This is a genomic window from Chimaeribacter arupi (assembly GCF_002858805.1).
Lineage (GTDB): Bacteria > Pseudomonadota > Gammaproteobacteria > Enterobacterales > Enterobacteriaceae > Chimaeribacter > Chimaeribacter arupi.
Genome location: NZ_PJZI01000025.1, coordinates 59,472 through 76,825 on the forward strand (window position 1 = coordinate 59,472; position 17,354 = coordinate 76,825).

The window sequence follows — 17,354 nt, forward strand, 5'->3', positions numbered from 1 at the left end:
CTCAGGGTAACGGATTAACAGAAGCCGGTGACGTTCTCCCAGGCTTTCCCGGCCGGGGAACTGCTCTCACGCAGTACGCTGGCCTCAATCAGCCCGTAGGGGCGGTCAGCGGCGAAGAAGACTTCATTCGGGTTATCCAGGCCAAACGGCGAAAGATCCACGGTGAAATGGTGCTTGTTCGGCATCGAGAATTTCAGCTCATCAATCTCCGGGTGCGCCTCCAGCACGCGCTTGCCCATCGCGTACAGCGTCTGTTGCAGCGCCAGCGAGTGGGTGGCGGCAAACGTCTCCAGCAGCAGCCGTTTCACCTCGCCGTAGACTTCGTTGAAGTCGAGGTCGAGGCGGTTATAGCGCCAGCGGGCGGTGACGGCCGTCGCCAGAATGCGGTCGGTCGCGCCTTTCAGCGTGGTATAGCGGTCTTCCATAAAGCCGTGGAACTCCGAGCCGGTGGATTTCATCACCACCAGATCGGTCAGCCCCGCCACCACCCAGGTCTGGCTGCCGTCTATCGTGACGCAGGCGGTGCGCGTCTCCTGGCCGCTGCGCACAAAGGCGTGGTCATGCCCCGCGCCGTTGACCGGGATGCGCTGCCACTGATACTGCTCGGCCGACCAGTGGCCGCCGCTCACCACCTCATAGTTGCCGGTGAAGTGGCGGCCGAGGCGCAGCAGGAAATCCTCCGGCGAGCGGATGCCGTCGCGGGCAAAGGCGTACACGGTGTTTTTCTGGGTGTCGGTCGGCAGGCAGTGGGCGTTGTCGCCCTCTTCATGCACTGCCCGAAAATCGCCGCGCAACTGGGAAGTGACGTTCAGGTCATCAATCTCATGGCGCGCGCTGTCGCGGGTCACTTTCACCACCCGCACTTCGGCTTTGCCGTACTGGTTTACCCCTAAAATGATGTTGTCGTTCATGGTCAGCTCCCGCGATAAGTGGAATAGGCGTAAGGGGCGACAAGCAGCGGCAGGTGGTAGTGCGCCTGTGCCGCGTCAATCTGCACGTCGAGGATGGCGGTAAGATAGAGTGACGCCCGCCCGCTTTGCGCAAAATAGCGGCCGATGTCCGCGCACAGGCGGTAATGGCCGCCGGGCAGCGGCTTCGGCGTCAGGTCAGTGACGCGGCCGTCCTGGTTGGTTTCACTGCGGGCGATCACCTGCTCCTGCCCGTCGGTGATCTGCACCAGCCAGACGGCCACGCCCGCCGCCGGTTGGCCGAGCGCGGTATCAAGAATGTGGGTGGTAAGGGTAGTCATGGCGTAATCAGCTCCTCAAGGCGCAGCAGCGTAATCTGCCGCAACTGTTCCAGGCTCTCCTGCTGCTCCTGCGCCGGGCTGTTCGCCAGGCGCTGGTGCAGAATCGCCAACATCTCTTCGGCACTGCGCCCTTTGGCGCGCACCAGAAATACCCGGCCGAACCGCTGCTCATAGGCCAGGTTGCCGGCCCGCAGCGCGGCGGCGGTGGGCGCACCGGCATCCACGCCCGCCTGCTCACGGCGGGAAAACGCCGCTTCCGCACCCGGCCCGGCGGCGCGCTCGCCGATGCGCGGGTGGGCGCTGAGCGCCAGCGTCAGGTCAGCCGCCTGCCAGCCCTGGGCGGCCCGCTGTGCCGCCGCGAGTAATGCCGTGTGCGAGGCGTAAGGCCGCCCGGCGACCACCTGCTCTGCCCAGGCCGGGATCGCCACACAAGGGCGCAGCAGGGCCATCGCGCGTTCCGCAGAAAGCGCATTAAAGTCATTGAGGTTCATCGTTACTCCTGAAGCAGCCCGGCAGAAAGGACGGTGCAAAACGCGTGCCGGAATGCACAAACGTCACACCGGCACCGGTTCCCCGGCGATGGCCAGCACGGCAGAGAAGTACGCTGCCACGGCAACGGCCACATCGGCCTCGTGGACGGATTCGTCCGGGTGGTGGCTGATGCCGCGATCGCAGCGCACAAACAGCATCCCCACCGGCCAGCACTCCGCCACGGCGATGGCGTCATGCCCCGCGCCGCTCGGCAAGCTGAGGCTGCGCCCCTGCACGGCCGCCACGCTGTGGCTGAGGTGCGCTTGCAACCTGGCGTCACAGGCGGTGGCGGGCATGGCGTAAAATTGCTCGGCGGAGAACTGCAACCCGCGCCGGGCGGCGATCTGTTCCGCTTCTGCCAGCAGTTCAGCAAGCAGGCCCGCCAGCGGCGCCTCTTCCGGGCCGCGGATGTCGAGTGACAGCCGCACTTCGCCGGGGATCACGTTGACCGCGCCCGGCAGGCAGTTCAGGGTGCCGACGGTGGCGACGCGGTGCTGCCCGCGTTCAGTGGTGATGCGTTCCACCGCCAGCGTCCACTCCGCCGCCGCCGTCAGCGCGTCTTTGCGCTGCCCCATCGGCACCGTCCCGGCGTGGTTCGCCTCGCCGGTAAAGACGCAGTTGAGCCGCCGCGCACCGTTGATCGCCGTGACCACGCCGAGCGGCAGGTCAGCGGCTTCGAGGCACGGCCCCTGTTCGATGTGCAGCTCCAGGTAACCGCAGAAGGCGTCAGGCGGCCGGGCCGCCGCCGTGATGCGCGCCGGGTCCAGCCCCGCGGCCAGCAAGGCCCGCGCCACGCTGATGCCGTCGGCATCGGTGCGCGAAAGCCACTCCGGCGGCCAGGTGCCGGTGAGGCCGCGGCTGCCGAGCAGGGTGATGCCGAAGCGCGTGCCCTCTTCATCGGCAAAGCCGATCACCTCCAGCGCCACCGGCAAGCGGCGGCCGGTGCGGTGCAGCTCAGCCACCACCTCAATCGCCGCCAGCACGCCGAGCATCCCGTCGTAGTGCCCGGCGTTGCGTACCGTGTCGAGGTGCGACCCCAGCAGCAGCGCCGGCGCGCCTGGTGTGTGCGCCTCATAACGCCCGCAGATGTTGCCGACGCTGTCTTGCCAGACGCGCATCCCGGCCGCTTCCATCCAGGCCGCGACGCACTGGTTGGCGCGCAGGTGCTCCGGCGAGAGGTAGACGCGCGTCAGCGCGCCCGGCGTTTCACTGATCTCCGCCAGCGCCGCACAGCGCGCCATGATGCGCTGCCCGGCGGCGCGGCGCTGTTCCGCGGCCAGCGCGGGCGGTGCAGTGGGGGAACATGCAGGCATCAGCGGCCTCCTGCCGGGGCGGCGTGGTGATCGTAATGGTTCCAGGCAGCCTGAAGCGCCTCGCCCTGGGTGGAGCGGAAGCCAAGCCGGTTGAGCACCGCCTCCAGCGCCGTCAGGGTCTGCATCACGCAATCTTTGCGGGCGTTGTAGCCCATGGTACCGATGCGCCAGATTTTGCCGGCCAGTGGGCCGAACGAGGTGCCGATCTCAATCGAGAAATCATTGAGCAGCAGCTGGCGCACCTGCTCGCCGTGGATGCCGTCCGGGATCATCACGCCGAGCACGTTGTTCATGCGGTGGTTCTGGTCGCCGAACACCTCCAGCCCCATGCCCTGGATGCCCGCCAGCAGTGCGCCGCCGTGCAGCCGGTGGCGCGCGATGGTCTGGTCCAACCCCTCTTCCAGGATGACGCGGGCGCACTCGCGGGCGGCGAACAGCATACTGGTGGCTTCGGTGTGGTGGTTGAGGCGCTCCGGCCCCCAGTAATCCATGATCATGCCGAGGTCGAAATAGTTGGAGTAGATCATCTCCTCGCTGCCGTCGGTGTGTTCAGCAGTGCGGATGCCCTCTTCCACGCATTTGCGGCGGCGGATTTCCGCCTCGAAACGCGGGCTGATGGTGACCGGCGAGCTGCCGGAGGGGCCGCCCAGGCACTTCTGCAACCCGGCGGAGACGGCATCCAGCCCCCAGGCGTCGGTGTCCAGCGCGTTACCGGCCACGGAGGCGGTGGCGTCGGTGTAGAACAGCACATCATGGCGGCGGCAGATCTCGCCCAGCTGCTCCAGCGGCTGGAGCATGGTGGTGGAGGTGTCGCCCTGCACCGTGAGCAACCAGCGCGGCTTCACGGTGTTGATCGCGTCCTCAATCTGTTGCGGGTCAAACACCTCGCCCCACGGCACCTCAATGGTGTGCACCTCGGCGCGGCAGCGGCGGGCGATTTCACACAGCAGGTGGCCGAACCGGCCGAATACCGGCACCAGCACTTTGTCACCGGGGCGGATGCCGGAGAGCAGCACCGCCTCAATCCCGGCGCGGGAGGTGCCGTCCACCAGCAGTGTCCAGCGGTTTTCGGTGCGGTAGATGCCGCGGTAGAGCGCCATCACTTCGTTCATCATGCCGGTCATCGCCGGGTCATACTGCCCGACCAGCTGGCTCGCCATCGCCCGCAGCACGCGCGGGTCGGCGTTAATCGGCCCCGGCCCCATCAGCAGGCGGGCGGGCGGGTTGAGTTGTCCGTAGTGGGTCATGTTTCACTCCCTTACTTCATTATCATCAAACAGGGTCACCGCTGCGCCTCAGGCCTCTTTCAGCCCGCGCACCGATGCGATAAATTGTTGCAGTTCCGGTGTTTGCGGGCGGGCAAACAGCGCCCGGCTTTCGCCCTGCTCCCACACTTTCCCCTGATGCATAAAGATCACGCGGTCACCCACTTCGCGGGCGAAGTTCATCTCATGCGTGACCAGCACCAGTGTCATGCCCTCTTTCGCCAGTTGCTCCAGCACTTTCAGCACCTCGCCCACCAGTTCCGGGTCGAGCGCGGAGGTTATCTCGTCACACAACAGCACTTTCGGGTTCATCGCCAGCGCCCTGGCAATCGCCACGCGCTGCTGCTGGCCGCCGGAGAGGTTGGCCGGCGCATAGTGCATCCGGTCGCCCAGCCCGACTTTGTTCAGCATCTCTTCGCCCAGCGCCCGGCACTCCGCGGCACTTTTGCCCAGCACCCGGCGCGGTGCCAGCATCACATTCTCCAGCGCGGTCATGTGCGGGAAGAGGTTAAAGTTCTGGAACACCATGCCGATGGAGCGGCTGATCTCCCGCGCCTGCGACTCCTTGTCCGTGATGGTCATGCCGCCCAGTTTGATGCTGCCCTCCTGATACCCCTCCAGCCCGTTGATGCAGCGCAACAGGGTACTTTTGCCGGAGCCGCTGCGGCCGATGATTGAGATCACCTCGCCCATATCGATATCCAGATCCACGCCCTTCAGCACATGGTTTTTGCCGTAATATTTTTGAACCTGATTAATGGTGATCAGCGGCATGGAATTTCCTCTCCAGGTAGTGGCTGTAACGCGACAGCGGGTAACACATCAGGAAGTAGCCCAGCGCCACCAGCCCAAAGACTTTAAACGGCTGATAGGTCACATTATTCAGCATGGTGCCCGCCTTGGTGAGTTCAATGAAACCGATGATGGAGGCCAGCGCAGTGCCCTTGACCACCTGCACCGAAAAGCCCACCGTCGGCGCGATGGCGATGCGCAGGGCCTGCGGCACAATCACCCGCCACAGCGTCTGGCCAAAGGTGAGGCCGAGGCAGCGCGACGCCTCCCACTGCCCTTTCGGCAAGGCATCGATGCTGCCGAACCAGATATCCACCAGAAACGCGCTGGTGAACAGCGTCAGTGCCAGCGCCGCTGCCGCCCAGGGGCTGACATCAATGCCGAACAGGCCGAGGCCGAAGAAGGCCAGAAAGAGCTGCATCAGCAGCGGCGTGCCCTGAAACAGCACCGCATAACCGCGCACCAGCCGCACCGGCCAGCGGCGGCGGCTCAGGCGCAGCAGCAGCAACGGCAGCGTCACCAGCGTGCCGCCGAGGAACGCCACCAGCGACAGCAACAGCGTCCAGCGCGCCGCCAGCAACAGGTTGCGCAGGATGTCCCAGTCGGTAAATGTCATCATGCCGCGACGCCCCCAAAGACCCGGCGGCCCAGCGCCATCAGCACGTGCCGCATCACTATCGACAGCAGCAGGTAGCACAGCGTGGTCACCAGATAGACTTCAAAACTTAAAAAGGTGCGCGACTGGATCAGGTTGGCGGCGAAGGTCAGCTCTTCATATGACACCTGCGACACCACCGAACTGCCGAGCATCACAATGATGCACTGGCTCACCAGCGCCGGATAAATCCGCTTCAGCGACGGCGGCAACACCACCCGCAGGAAGGTTTGCGCGCGCGACAGCCCAAGCACCCGCCCGGCTTCCCACTGCCCTTTCGGCGTGGCCTGGATGCCGGCGCGGATAATCTCGGTGCTGTAAGCGCCCAGGTTAACCAGCATCGCCAGCAGGGCCGCTTCCCCGGCCGTGAGTTTCAGGCCAAGGCCCGGCAAGCCGAACACAATAAAAAACAGCTGCACCACGAACGGCGTATTGCGGATGACCTCCACATACCCGCCCCAGAGGGCGCGCAGCACCGGCCGGTTGCCGCAGCGGATCGCCGCGCCGCAGATGCCGAGGGCAATCCCGCCCACCGTCGCCAGCGCCGTCAGCCCGAGGGTGGTCAGCAGCCCCGCCAGCAGCTCCGGCAGAGAGGGCCACAGGGCCGGAAAATTGAGCTGGTAGGTCATGTCTGCTCCTTACGCGCCGAGGTCAGCCGGCAACGGCGCTTTCAGCCATTTTTCCGACAGCGTGTTCAGCGTCTGGTCTTTCAGCGCCTCGCCAATCAAGGCATCCACTTTGGCCTTCAGCGCCGGTTCATCCTTGCGCAGCCCGATGTAGCACGGGGAATCCTTCAGCATGAATTTCGCCACCGGCGCTTTCGCCGGGTTCTGGCGGGCGATGGCCGCCACCACCAGGTTACCGGTCGCCACATATTTCACCTGGCCGGAAAGGTAGGCAGACAGCGTGGTGTTGTTGTCCTCATACCGTTTGAGCTGCGCCTCTTTCGGCGCCATGCCGCTCAGCACCATGTCCTCTACCGCGCCGCGCGTCACGCCGATGCTCTGGCCGGCGAGCTGGCTGGCATCGCTCAGGGCCTCGCCTTTCGGGCCGAACACGCCGAGGAAGAACGGCGCGTAAGCCCGGCTGAACGCGATCGCCTTCTCGCGCTCCGCATTTTTACCCAGGCTGGAGATCACCAGGTCCACTTTGTCGGTTTGCAGGTAAGGCACGCGGTTGGCACTGGTGACCGGCACCAGTTGCAACTTAAGTTTCATCTTGTCGGCCAGGTAGTGCGCCATGTCGATGTCATACCCCTGTGGCTGGAGATCGGTGCCGACCGAGCCGAACGGCGGGAAGTCCTGCGGCACCGCCACCCGCAGCACGCCGCGCTGCTGGATCTGTTGCAGTTGGTCAGCCAGCGCGGCCGATGCCTGCATCACCAGCAGGGCCGCCCCAGCCAGGGCGAGAAACGATTTTCTGAATGTCATGAGCATATCTCCGGGGTGCGAAAGATGAAACGATAGATTCTTATACCTGCCATCCTGCAACGAATGTGCCAAGAATCACCCGGCGGAAACCCGGTGCGTTATCTCACGACAGCGCCCCGGTTAATGGCAAAAATCAGTGGGGAGGCGGCAGGGACGAGGCACTGCACGGCGGGCGTGCAGCGCATCAATCAGGTGCAGGGGATCAGTGCAACCGCACTGTATGGGGGCAGAGACAGGCGCTCAGCGCTGCTCCAGCTCGTCGAGGTCACCGTAGAGATCGGCAATCTGATGGATGCGCTGGCGGCCGCTGGCCAGCAGGTGGTGCAGCAGCGCGTTGCTCAGCAGGTTGGCCAGGCTCATCGCCGCCGAGTAGGCATCAAAGGCGGAGACGCTGTCGAGCGGCGCGGCCAGGTGCCAGCGCGCCAGCGGCAACAGCGACGCGGCCTGCGGTTCGCACACCAGCACCACCGGCACCTGCTGCGCCTGCAACTGTGCCAGCAGGGTGCGCACCGCACGCGGACGGCGGCGGAACGCCACAAAGATCACCACATCGTCCGGGGTGAGATCCACCAGCTCCTCAGAGAGCGTCTGGCCCGGCTGCGGCACCAGCAGCACACCGGGGCGGATCTGCAACAACTGCTGGCGCAGGTGCAGCGCCACCGGGTAGCTGTTGCGAAAGCCAATCAGCACCACCCGCTGCGCCGCCGCCAGCGCCGCGATCACCTCACCAAACTGCCCGGCGTCGATCTGGTGCACCCACTGGGTCAGGTTGGCCATCTCCTGCTTGTAGTGGCGCGCCAGCAGGGTGTTACCCTCCACCGCGTCGCGGTTGTCGGTGAGCGGCAGGCCGCTCTGGCGCAGCGCCCGCACCTCGTCACGCATCCCGCGGTAGCTGGCGTAGCCCAGCCGCCGGAACAACCGGCTGACGGTGGCCTTGGAGACCCCACTGAGCCGCGCCAGCTCGGCGCTGTTGTGGCTCATCAGGTGGTCGGGGTGGTCGAAAATAAAGTCTGCCACCCGCTGCTCCTGCGGCGTCAGCGCGGCATAGTGGCTGCGCAGCCGTTCATCAATCTGTTTCATCCGCTCCCCTGCAACCTCTGTTTCACGCTGTTGCAGGCAAGGTAACAGGCAACCCGGCAAAGTGGAACGCCTCTTGCTTGATTTCTGCCTGTGAATCCGCCCCTTGCCGGGGCAAACAGAGGAATCGGCATGATAAACAGTAATTGCGCCCCGCTCGGCATGGCCGTGACGCCCCATCACCTCGCCAGCCAGAGCGCGCTGGCGGTGCTGCGTGACGGCGGCAACGCCATTGAGGCGATGGTCGCGGCGGCCGCCAGCATCGCCGTGGTCTACCCGCACATGAACGGGCTGGGCGGCGACGGCTTCTGGCTGATTGTGCCGCCGCAGGGTGATCCGGTTGCGATAGACGCCAGCGGGGCGGCGGGCAGCCTCGCCACCCCGGAGCGTTACGCCGGGCAGGCGTGCATCCCGCACCGTGGCCCCGGCGCGGCGCTGACGGTGGCGGGCACGGTGGGCGGCTGGCATGAGGCGTTACAGGTGAGCCGCGAGCTGGGCGGCGAGCAGTTGCCGCTGGACCGGCTGCTGCGTGACGCGCTGCGCTATGCCGCTGACGGGGTGCCGGTCACCGCGTCGCAAGAGGCGGCCACCCGCAGCAAATACGCTGAGCTGGCGCATTACCCGGCCTTTGCGGAGGTATTTTTGCCCGGCGGTGAGATCCCGCTGTGCGGCAGCCGTTTCACCCAACCGGCGCTGGCGCGCACCCTGTCGCTGCTGTGCGAAGAGGGGCTGGAGAGTTTCTATCGCGGCACGCTGGCGGATCAGATGGCCGATGAGATGGCGAGCTGCGGGATGCCGGTCACCCGCGAGGATCTGGCCGCCTACCGCCCGAAACGCCGGGTGCCGCTGCGGCTGCAACACAGTAAAGGTGAGGTGTTTAACCTGACGCCGCCGACGCAGGGGCTGGTGTCGCAGGCGATCCTCGGGATAACCGACCGGCTGGATCTGGCGCAGAGCAACGAGGCTGACACCCTGCACGGCATCGTCGAGGCCACCAAACTGGCGTTTGGCCTGCGTGACCGCTTTATCACCGACCCTCGCCAGATGACGCAGGATGCGCAGGCGCTGCTCAACCCGGCGCACCTGGATGCCCTGGCCGCTCAGATTGACCCGCACCAGGCCGCCCCGTGGGGGAAAGGCAAAGGGCCGGGCGACACCGTGTGGCTCGGCGTGATGGACAGCAGCGGGCTGGCGGTATCATTTATCCAGAGCATTTACCACGAGTTCGGCAGCGGCGTGCTGTTGCCCGGCAGCGGCGTGTTGTGGCAGAACCGCGGGGCGTCGTTCAGCCTGGAAAGCGGGCACCTGCTGGCGCTGGTGCCGGGCAAACAGCCGTTCCACACCCTGAACCCGGCGGCGGCGCGGCTCTATGACGGCCGCACGCTGGTGTATGGGTCGATGGGCGGCGACGGCCAGCCGCAGACGCAGGCGGCGCTGTTTGTGCGCCACGTGGTACAAGGCAAACCGCTGCAACAGGCGATAAGCGCCCCGCGCTGGCTGCTCGGCCGCACCTGGGGCGACAGCTCCGACTCGCTGAAACTGGAAGGGCGCCTTGATCAGGCCACCGCAGAAACCCTGCGACAGCGCGGGCATGAGGTGGAGTGGCTGCCGGACTACAGCGAAGCGGTGGGCCATGCGGGCGCGATTGTGCGCCATACCAATGGGATGTTCGAAGGCGCGTTTGACCCGCGCAGCAACGGCAGTGCCGCCGGATTCTGACTCAGGAGAGAGAAATGACCACACAAACCCTGCCCGCCCCGGATTGGGCGGCCTACCTGCACCAGATGGAAGCGATGCTGGCGCTGGAACTGGATGACGCACGCCGTCAGGAACTGCTGACGCAGTTCACCCGCATCGCCGCGATGGCAGAACCGCTGATGGCGCTGCCGCTCGATCAACGCCTGGAGATCGCGGGGGTGTACCGCGCATGAATGCCCTGCTGACCGGCCCGATTGCCGGGTTGCGCACTGCGCTGCAACAGGGCGAAGTTTCCGCCCGTGAGATTGCCGCCGCCACGCTGGAGAAGATTGCCCGCGTGAACCCGGCGATCAACGCCTTTACCCAGGTGACGGAAGATCGCCTGTTGCGCGAGGCTGACGCCGTGGATGCCCGGCGCGCGCGCGGGGCTGCTCTGCCGCCGCTGGCTGCCATCCCTTATGCGGTAAAAAATCTGTTTGATGTCGCAGGCGCCGTGACGCTGGCCGGTGCCCGCCTCTTCAGCCAACACCCCCCGGCGCAGCAGGACGCCACCGCCGTGCAGCGGCTGGCGCAGGCCGGGGGATTGCTGGCCGGGATGCTGAACATGGATGCCTACGCCTACGGCTTCACCACCGAGAACAGCCACTACGGCGCGACCCGTAACCCGCGTGACCTGAGCCGGATTGCCGGGGGTTCCTCCGGCGGTTCCGGCGCGGCGGTGGCGGCCGGGCTGGTGAACTTCGCCCTCGGCAGCGACACCAACGGCTCGATCCGCGTGCCCGCCTCGCTGTGCGGCATCCTCGGCCTGAAACCGACCTTTGGCCGCCTGTCGCGCCACGGCAGCCAGCCGTTTGTCGCCAGCCTCGACCATATCGGGCCAATGGCGCGCAGCAGTGCCGATCTGGCCGCCGTGTATGACGCGTTGCAGGGGCCGGACGCGCAGGATGCGTTCCAGGCTGACGAAGCGGTGACGCTGACCGCCCCGCTGCTCGATCGCGGCCGGGAAGGATTGCGCACCGCGGTGCTCGGCGGCTTTTTTGCCGACGGCTGCGATGACGATGCGCGGGCGGCGGTGGCGCGGGTAGCGCAGGCGCTGGAGGCGCAGGCTGAGCTTGAGCTGCCGCAGGCAGCGCTGGCGCGCTCGGCGGCGTTTATCATTACCGCGTCGGAGGGCGGCAACCAGTACCTGCCGCTGCTGCGTACGATGCCGGAGCAGTTCGAGCCGCTGTCACGCGAGCGGCTGCTGGCCGGGGCGATGATCCCGGCGGCGTGGTATGTTCAGGCGCAGCGTTTCCGCCGCCACCTTCAGCAACAGGTGCAGCCGCTGTTTAAAGCATGGGACATCCTGATTGCCCCGGCGACGCCCTGCTGCGCCACGCCGATCGGCCAGGAGAGCATCCGCATCAACGGGCAGGATCTGCCGACCCGCGCCAGCATGGGGATGCTGACGCAGCCGATCTCCTTCCTTGGCCTGCCGGTGGTGACGGTGCCGCTGACCACGGCGGGCGGGTTGCCGATCGGCGTGCAACTGATTGCGCCGCCGTGGCGTGAAGATCTCTGCCTGCGTGCCGCCCGCGCGCTGGAGCAGCAAGGCGTGGTGAAGGTGGACGCAGGCATCGCCGGGTAAGCGCCCGGCGGGCATTTTTAACCGGGGAGAAAACATGAAGAGTGAACATATCGATCGTCCGGCGATCCTGGCGGAACTGAATGCCGCCTTCTATCGCTATGAACAGGCGCTGGTAAGCAATGACATCGCGGTGCTGGATGAGCTGTTCTGGCACGACGCCCGCACTGTGCGTTACGGGGCCGGGGAGAACCTGTACGGCATTGAGGCAATCCGGGATTTCCGGCTGCACCGCCCGTCTCAGGGATTAGACCGGACGCTGGAGAACACCACCCTGACGACCTTCGGGGAGGATATGGGCATCGCCTGCACGGAGTTCCGCCGCGAGGGCAGCACAAAGATCGGCCGCCAGACACAGACCTGGGTACGGTTGCCGTGTGGGTGGCGGATTGTGGCGGCGCATGTGAGTCTGATGGAGGGGTGATTTCCCCTTCCATTCCCCTTTCTTTAGATCGAGGGGGGATTGCGTTGGCATACGCGGACGCTAACTGGGATCGAGGTGGGTTGCGTTGGCTCGAGGTTTGTTGCGTTGGCAGACGCCCGCTGTCTTTCTGCGGCCCCGCTGCCGCCACCGCGCAAGGGGCGCGTAGGCGCTCGCCCCTTGCATCCCCGCGCCTGGGTGCCCCGGCTGAATCATTGCCCGCTACCGCGGGTGACCCTCATTTCGCCTCCGGGCTGTTCGGGCCGGTACAGACACGCTCCCAGCGTGGCTGTACCTCTCGCGGGCGTCCTGCCCGCTCGCCCGGCCCTTCGTCTCCACTCGGCAATGATTTTTACGCCCCCACCAGACTGCATATCTTTGGGTATGTAAGGAAAAAGTAGGGGGAGATTCTTTTTACTGAACGCGCATGTACTCTCAGCCTGCGGCTCCACTCGGCAATGATTTTTACGCCACTACCGGGCTGCAACTCTTTGGGTATGTAAGGAAGGAATAGGGTTGGCGTTGTTAGCCGATCAAAACATGGGCGAGTTTGCGGACGGCGTTGAGGGCGGGGGGCTCGGCGCGGCCGCGGAGTTGGGCGTCGCGGGGGCGCCAGTCCAGGCTGGTGAGCTGATCAGCCAGCGCGGCACTCGCCGGGTCACCGCCCAGCGGCACTTCAAACGGGTAACCTTTGAGATCCACCGTGACCGGGCAACATAACATCCGCCCGACGCGGCGGTTGTACGCCTGCGCACTGATTACCAGCACCACCTGATGGCCATTTGCAGTCCGCAGCCATACCACGTCCCCCGCGTCCGGTACGTATTCAATCATCCGTTATCCTCACCGGCTATTAACTCAGGGTGCAGGTTTTCAGCCGTGACCTGATCCAACAGCATCGTCAGCGTCAGCGTCTTCTCCGCCCGCTCAAGCAGAATCCGCCCTTTGTTGTCGAGGCTTAACTCCACCTCGTCATCCAGCCGCAAATGCGCCGCTTTCATCAGCTCCGCCGGAATCCGTACCGCCGGGCTGTTGCCCCACCGCTTGATCGTTTGTCTCATCCGCTCTTACCCATGTCTCTACAATGTCGATACACCCTAACACTCCGCTAGCTATGTATCAACATTGTATCTACAAAGGGTAACAACTACTTTACCTGGTAGATGTGGATATCCAGCCCGCCGGGGCGGCGGACGCCGCTGGCGATATACAGGTTCTCCGTCAGCCAGCGCAGACGATCGCTGTACACTTCAAATTGGGGCGTGGTGCGGAAGTAAATCTCACCGGGTGGGATCTCGCTGAAAAAGGCCAGATCGTCATCAAACAACCGGGATCGCCAGGCGGCAGGAATGCGGCGCAGCCCGTTGTTCTCAATGTAAAACCGGTCGCCGTCACCCGTTTCAACCGCATAACGGGCAGAGAGACGGCAAAGGCCGTCGGCGTCGATTACCTGGCTGTCTACGCCGCCCGGCAGCACGTGGCCGCTGAGCGCGCCCGACAGCGTGCCGGACAGGATCGGGATCAACTGGCGTTTGCCGTATTCAGGGGAGCGGCTGACGATGGTGGGTGTGCCGACAATTAACGACAGGGAAAAACAGAGGGAAAGCTCGGGGGTCATGGCCAGTCCTTGGGTGACAAATCAGGGTCCGGGAAAACGTTAACTGAAAGTCCGGGGCGACCACAATCCTTTCCTTGTGATGCGCCTCATAACATGGCGCATTCGCCCCGGATGCACACCATCAAGCCCGCAGGTTATTCGGGAAATCCGCCGGCAGCTCACTGGCCGGGCAGTTGATGACGGTGTCGTCATTCTCGCCGCAATCACGCACAAAGGTGATGGTGGCAAACTCGTCGATCACTTCTGTGGGGTACGCCGGGCCGGCCTCACGGTAGGCAGCCATCTCAGACAGATGCTCATTCTGGAAACACACCGTTTTCTCCGGATTATTCATCACCCAGCGCGGGAAGAAAATCGTGCCGTGGAAAACCTTGTCGCCGAGGTTCGCGATCAGACTGACGTCGGTACCGGTAGGCTCCGTCCAGGAAATTTTATACACATCACCGGCCACACGGACGATATAAGCATGCTGGTCTTTCACCCAACGGTTGCCGACCAGCCCACTGTGGATACGGTAATCCAGCGTGTTGCCATTTTTGACATAAATCTCGTAGTTCCAGCCGTTGTCATAGGTGTAAACCAAATGTTTGCCGATAAAACCGCTCAGATCATGTTTATCAAATGTGCTCATAGGTCATCTCCTTGGTTGATAAATATACTGTAGACCTTTATCAGCCCGATGAATAACGCTATTTTTAGCCGATACCTATCGAAAAAGATGATGAATATGAATAAGACGACGCTGGAACAGTGGGCGCTGTTACAGAGCGTGATTGACCACGGCAGCTTCGCCAACGCGGCAGACGCGGCGAACCGCAGCCAGTCCTCCGTCAGCTATAATATTTCGCTGTTGCAGCAACGGCTGGGGGTGGATCTGCTGGTGCCGGAAGGCCGGCGGGCGGTGCTGACCCCGGCCGGGGCAATTTTACTGGCGCAGGTGCGGCCGCTGCTGCGCGCGTTTGAATATGTGGAGGCGCGCGCCGCCACGCTGCGTACCGGCCGCCGCGTGCGGCTCGACCTGCTGGTGGACACCATCTTCCCGCGCGCCCGGCTGTTCCCGATCCTGCGCGGGTTCCAGCAGCGCTACCCGCTGACGCAAGTGCACCTGACGGAAGTGCTCAACAGTGAGACGGAACATGCCGGGGAGTCGCAGGCCGATTTGATGGTGCTCTCACGGCGGCAGGATATGGCCGGGCGCGGCCAGTGGCTGATGAACATCGATTTTGTGGCGGTGGCCCATGCCAACCACCCTTTGCACCAACTGCCTGCCCCACTGAGCGGGGAGGATCTGGCGCGTTACCCGCTCATCCGCATTCTGGATCGCGACGCGGCGCGTGATGAGCGTTCCGCCACAGCTGAATTCTGGACGTTCTCCACGGTGGAGGCGGCGATTGAGGCGGTGATCTACCAGGTTGGCTATGGCTGGTTGCCGGAGGAGCGCATCGCGCCGCAACTCGCTGACGGCAGCCTGAAGATCCTGCCGCTCAGCCACGGCGAACGCCGCACCACCCCGCTGCACCTGATCATCCGGCACGACATCACGCCCCCTGACGAAGAAGTCACTACCCTCGCGGCGATGTTCCGCGACGGCTTGCCGGGATAGGCACTATGCTTATGGCGTGATCCTGGGACACGGGAGAAGCGTATGAAAACTGACGTACTGATTACCGGTGCCGGGCCAACCGGGCTGGCCCTGGCCCTGTGGCTGACCTGCCAGGGCATCAGCGTACGGATTATTGATAAACGCGCCGCAGCGGGCACCACGTCGCGGGCGCTGGCGGTGCAGGCGCGCACGCTGGAACTCTACCGCCAGCTTGACCTGAGCATGGCGGCCATCGCCGCCGGGCACCCTAACCCCTCGCTGACCCTCTGGGCGGGCGGCAAGAAAAAGAGCGTGGTGCCGCTCCAGCGCGCCGCAGCCGGTCTCACCCCCTTCCCCTTTGTGTTGATCTACCCGCAGGACGAGCACGAGCGCCTGCTGGAATCCCGGCTTGCTGAGCTTGGCGTCACGGTGGAGCGCAACACCGAATTGCTGGCGTTTGAGGAGCAGCCGGACGGCGTGGACGTGACTCTGCGCCTGCCGGATGGCCGTGACGGGCATTGCCGTGCCGCCTGGCTGGCCGGGTGTGACGGGGCAAGTTCAACGGTGCGCCACCAGCTTCAGCTGGGCTTTCCCGGCGGGACGTATGCGCAGGTATTTTATGTGGCGGATATTGAAGGGCGCGGCGCGGTCACCCACGGCGGTGTGCATGTGGATATCGAGGAAGCGGATTTCGTCGCGATCTTTTCGCTGAAGGGCGAACAGCAGATGCGGCTGGTCGGCGTTGTCCGGGATGAACGCGCCCAGCGGCCGGAGACGCTGACGTTTGACGATATCAGCGACCGGGCAGTGCGTAACCTGGGGTTGCAGGTGGAAAACGTGCACTGGTTTTCCACCTATAAGGTGCATCACCGGGTGGTAGACCATTTCCGCCACGGGCATGTTTTCCTGCTGGGTGACGCCGCCCACGTCCACAGCCCGGCGGGCGGCCAGGGGATGAATACCGGCATTGGTGACGCAGTGAATCTGGCGTGGAAGCTGGCGGCGGTCGTGCGCGGCGACGCCCCGGCGCGCCTGCTTGACAGTTATGAGCACGAGCGCCGCGCCTTTGCGCTGAAGCTGGTCGCCACCACTGACCGGGTATTTTCAGCCATCACGGCCGGGGGGTACAAAGCCGATTTTATCCGTACGCACATTTTCCCGCTGGTGGCCGGGATGGCCTACAGCCTGGGCGCGGTACGCCGTTTGCTGTTCCGCACTGTGTCCCAGTTGGATCTGGCCTACCCCGACAGCCCGCTGAGCGCAGGCGTGGCCGGCGAGGTGCGGGGCGGTGACCGGCTGCCGTGGCTGGCGCGGGCGGAAAGTGATAACCACGCCAGCCTGAGTGCCATGGTGTGGCAGGTGCATGTTTACGGCGACGCGCACCCCGACCTGCGCCACTGGTGCGCCGCCCATCACCTGCCGCTGCACCAGTTTACCTGGGATGACGCCTGCCACCGCGCCGGGCTAAAGCGCAACGCCCTCTACCTGTTGCGCCCCGACACCTACGTCGCGCTGGCCGACCGCGACGCCGACGTCACCCGCCTCGCCGACTACTGGCAGGATCAGGGATTCCGGGTCAGTGCCGCACAGGCGTAAAAGGCAGAGGTGGTGGGGAGCGTAAAAATCATTGCCGAATGGAGCCGCAGAACGTGGCCTCGTTCGCTGTCAGTTAAAAGCCCTCCCCTACCCTTTCCTTACCTACCCAAGAATTTGCAGTCTGGCGGGGGCGTAAAAATCATTGCCGAATGGAGCCGCAGAACGTGGCTTCGTTCGCTGTCAGTTAAAAGCCCTCCCCTACCCTTTCCTTACATACCCAAGAATTTGCAGTCCGGCGGGGGGTGTAAAAATCATTGCCGAATGGAGCCGCAGGGCCGGGCGAGCGGACAGGACGTCCGCGAGAGTCGCAGCCACGCCGGGAGCGTGTCTGCGGCGGCCCGATTAGCCCGGAGGCGGAGTGAGGGTCACCCGCGAGAGCGGGCAATGATTCAGCCGGGGCACCGAAAGTGCGCGGGTGCAGGGCGAGCGCACTGGCGCGCCCTGCTCGGTTGAGGCTCAGAGGGACAGGCAGACAAATACATATGAGCAACCGAAACTTTCTA

The 17,354-nt window shown here is 64.7% G+C and carries 20 protein-coding genes; 6 read left to right on the top strand and 14 right to left on the bottom strand.

Translation table 11 applies throughout. The features are described 5' to 3' along the window. Window positions 1-14 precede the first annotated feature (14 nt). The 10 genes from pucL to CYR52_RS14925 form a co-directional block, all read right to left on the bottom strand. A complete protein-coding gene (gene pucL, locus CYR52_RS14880; RefSeq protein ID WP_072926767.1) occupies window positions 15-911 on the bottom strand; it encodes a factor-independent urate hydroxylase in 897 nt (298 codons plus the stop codon). A 2-nt stretch (window positions 912-913) separates the two neighbouring features. Continuing rightward, window positions 914-1,249 (bottom strand): hydroxyisourate hydrolase, encoded by a 336-nt coding sequence (uraH, locus tag CYR52_RS14885; RefSeq protein WP_101828864.1) that lies wholly within the window; start codon window positions 1,247-1,249, stop codon window positions 914-916. After that, window positions 1,246-1,740 carry a 2-oxo-4-hydroxy-4-carboxy-5-ureidoimidazoline decarboxylase gene (uraD, locus tag CYR52_RS14890; RefSeq protein WP_072926771.1) on the bottom strand — a complete coding sequence of 165 codons (495 nt, stop codon included), beginning with the start codon at window positions 1,738-1,740 and terminating at the stop codon, window positions 1,246-1,248. Before uraD ends, uraH begins: the two co-directional genes overlap by 4 nt. Before the next feature lie 63 nt (window positions 1,741-1,803). Then, window positions 1,804-3,093 (bottom strand): allantoate amidohydrolase, encoded by a 1,290-nt coding sequence (gene hpxK / locus CYR52_RS14895; protein ID WP_072926774.1) that lies wholly within the window; start codon window positions 3,091-3,093, stop codon window positions 1,804-1,806. Next, the gene (locus CYR52_RS14900; protein ID WP_101828865.1) at window positions 3,093-4,340 is read right to left on the bottom strand and encodes a pyridoxal-phosphate-dependent aminotransferase family protein; all 1,248 of its coding nucleotides are present in this window, start codon (window positions 4,338-4,340) and stop codon (window positions 3,093-3,095) included. Before CYR52_RS14900 ends, hpxK begins: the two co-directional genes overlap by 1 nt. Window positions 4,341-4,388: 48 nt before the next feature. Next, on the bottom strand, window positions 4,389-5,132 hold the full coding sequence (locus CYR52_RS14905) for an amino acid ABC transporter ATP-binding protein (RefSeq protein WP_072926778.1): 744 nt from the start codon (window positions 5,130-5,132) through the stop codon (window positions 4,389-4,391). Then, window positions 5,113-5,766 carry an amino acid ABC transporter permease gene (locus CYR52_RS14910; RefSeq protein ID WP_101828872.1) on the bottom strand — a complete coding sequence of 218 codons (654 nt, stop codon included), beginning with the start codon at window positions 5,764-5,766 and terminating at the stop codon, window positions 5,113-5,115. Before CYR52_RS14910 ends, CYR52_RS14905 begins: the two co-directional genes overlap by 20 nt. Beyond that, window positions 5,766-6,434, bottom strand: coding sequence for an amino acid ABC transporter permease (locus CYR52_RS14915; protein ID WP_072926782.1), 669 nt, complete (start codon window positions 6,432-6,434; stop codon window positions 5,766-5,768). The genes CYR52_RS14910 and CYR52_RS14915 overlap by 1 nt, the downstream gene beginning before the upstream one ends. Before the next feature lie 9 nt (window positions 6,435-6,443). Then, window positions 6,444-7,235 (bottom strand): transporter substrate-binding domain-containing protein, encoded by a 792-nt coding sequence (locus CYR52_RS14920; protein WP_072926784.1) that lies wholly within the window; start codon window positions 7,233-7,235, stop codon window positions 6,444-6,446. A 240-nt stretch (window positions 7,236-7,475) separates the two neighbouring features. Continuing rightward, complete coding sequence (locus tag CYR52_RS14925; RefSeq protein WP_101828866.1) at window positions 7,476-8,315, bottom strand: MurR/RpiR family transcriptional regulator; 840 nt, start codon at window positions 8,313-8,315, stop codon at window positions 7,476-7,478. Window positions 8,316-8,444: 129 nt separating this feature from the next. Here CYR52_RS14925 and CYR52_RS14930 point away from each other — a divergent pair, with 129 nt between their 5' ends. Genes CYR52_RS14930 through hpxZ form a run of 4 tightly spaced genes read left to right on the top strand, consistent with a single transcriptional unit; the run spans window position 8,445 to window position 12,058 of the window. Beyond that, window positions 8,445-10,031: a gamma-glutamyltransferase family protein gene (locus CYR52_RS14930; protein WP_072926788.1), complete on the top strand. Its 1,587-nt coding sequence runs from the start codon at window positions 8,445-8,447 to the stop codon at window positions 10,029-10,031. Window positions 10,032-10,045: 14 nt separating this feature from the next. Next, window positions 10,046-10,243 (top strand): oxalurate catabolism protein HpxX, encoded by a 198-nt coding sequence (gene hpxX / locus CYR52_RS14935; RefSeq protein WP_072926790.1) that lies wholly within the window; start codon window positions 10,046-10,048, stop codon window positions 10,241-10,243. After that, the gene (locus CYR52_RS14940) at window positions 10,240-11,637 is read left to right on the top strand and encodes an AtzE family amidohydrolase (protein WP_101828867.1); all 1,398 of its coding nucleotides are present in this window, start codon (window positions 10,240-10,242) and stop codon (window positions 11,635-11,637) included. The genes hpxX and CYR52_RS14940 overlap by 4 nt, the downstream gene beginning before the upstream one ends. 34 nt (window positions 11,638-11,671) lie before the next feature. Further along, window positions 11,672-12,058: an oxalurate catabolism protein HpxZ gene (gene hpxZ / locus CYR52_RS14945; RefSeq protein ID WP_072926794.1), complete on the top strand. Its 387-nt coding sequence runs from the start codon at window positions 11,672-11,674 to the stop codon at window positions 12,056-12,058. A gap of 522 nt (window positions 12,059-12,580) precedes the next feature. Here the strand turns inward: hpxZ and CYR52_RS14950 are convergent. From CYR52_RS14950 to CYR52_RS14965, 4 genes are all read right to left on the bottom strand, one after another. After that, complete coding sequence (locus CYR52_RS14950) at window positions 12,581-12,889, bottom strand: type II toxin-antitoxin system PemK/MazF family toxin (RefSeq protein ID WP_101828868.1); 309 nt, start codon at window positions 12,887-12,889, stop codon at window positions 12,581-12,583. Then, window positions 12,886-13,116 (bottom strand): AbrB/MazE/SpoVT family DNA-binding domain-containing protein, encoded by a 231-nt coding sequence (locus tag CYR52_RS14955; RefSeq protein ID WP_101828869.1) that lies wholly within the window; start codon window positions 13,114-13,116, stop codon window positions 12,886-12,888. Before CYR52_RS14955 ends, CYR52_RS14950 begins: the two co-directional genes overlap by 4 nt. A gap of 86 nt (window positions 13,117-13,202) precedes the next feature. Next, window positions 13,203-13,673 carry a DUF3237 family protein gene (locus CYR52_RS14960; RefSeq protein ID WP_101828870.1) on the bottom strand — a complete coding sequence of 157 codons (471 nt, stop codon included), beginning with the start codon at window positions 13,671-13,673 and terminating at the stop codon, window positions 13,203-13,205. Between the two features lie 121 nt (window positions 13,674-13,794). After that, entirely contained in the window at window positions 13,795-14,304 is a 510-nt protein-coding gene (locus CYR52_RS14965; protein ID WP_072926799.1) for a phenolic acid decarboxylase, read from the bottom strand. A gap of 96 nt (window positions 14,305-14,400) precedes the next feature. On the opposite strand from CYR52_RS14965, the gene CYR52_RS14970 reads away from it, so the two are divergent. Both CYR52_RS14970 and CYR52_RS14975 read left to right on the top strand, forming a co-directional pair. Then, window positions 14,401-15,276 (top strand): LysR family transcriptional regulator, encoded by an 876-nt coding sequence (locus CYR52_RS14970; protein WP_072926933.1) that lies wholly within the window; start codon window positions 14,401-14,403, stop codon window positions 15,274-15,276. Window positions 15,277-15,318: 42 nt separating this feature from the next. After that, entirely contained in the window at window positions 15,319-16,851 is a 1,533-nt protein-coding gene (locus CYR52_RS14975; RefSeq protein ID WP_101828871.1) for an FAD-dependent monooxygenase, read from the top strand. The last annotated feature ends 503 nt before the right edge of the window (window positions 16,852-17,354 follow it).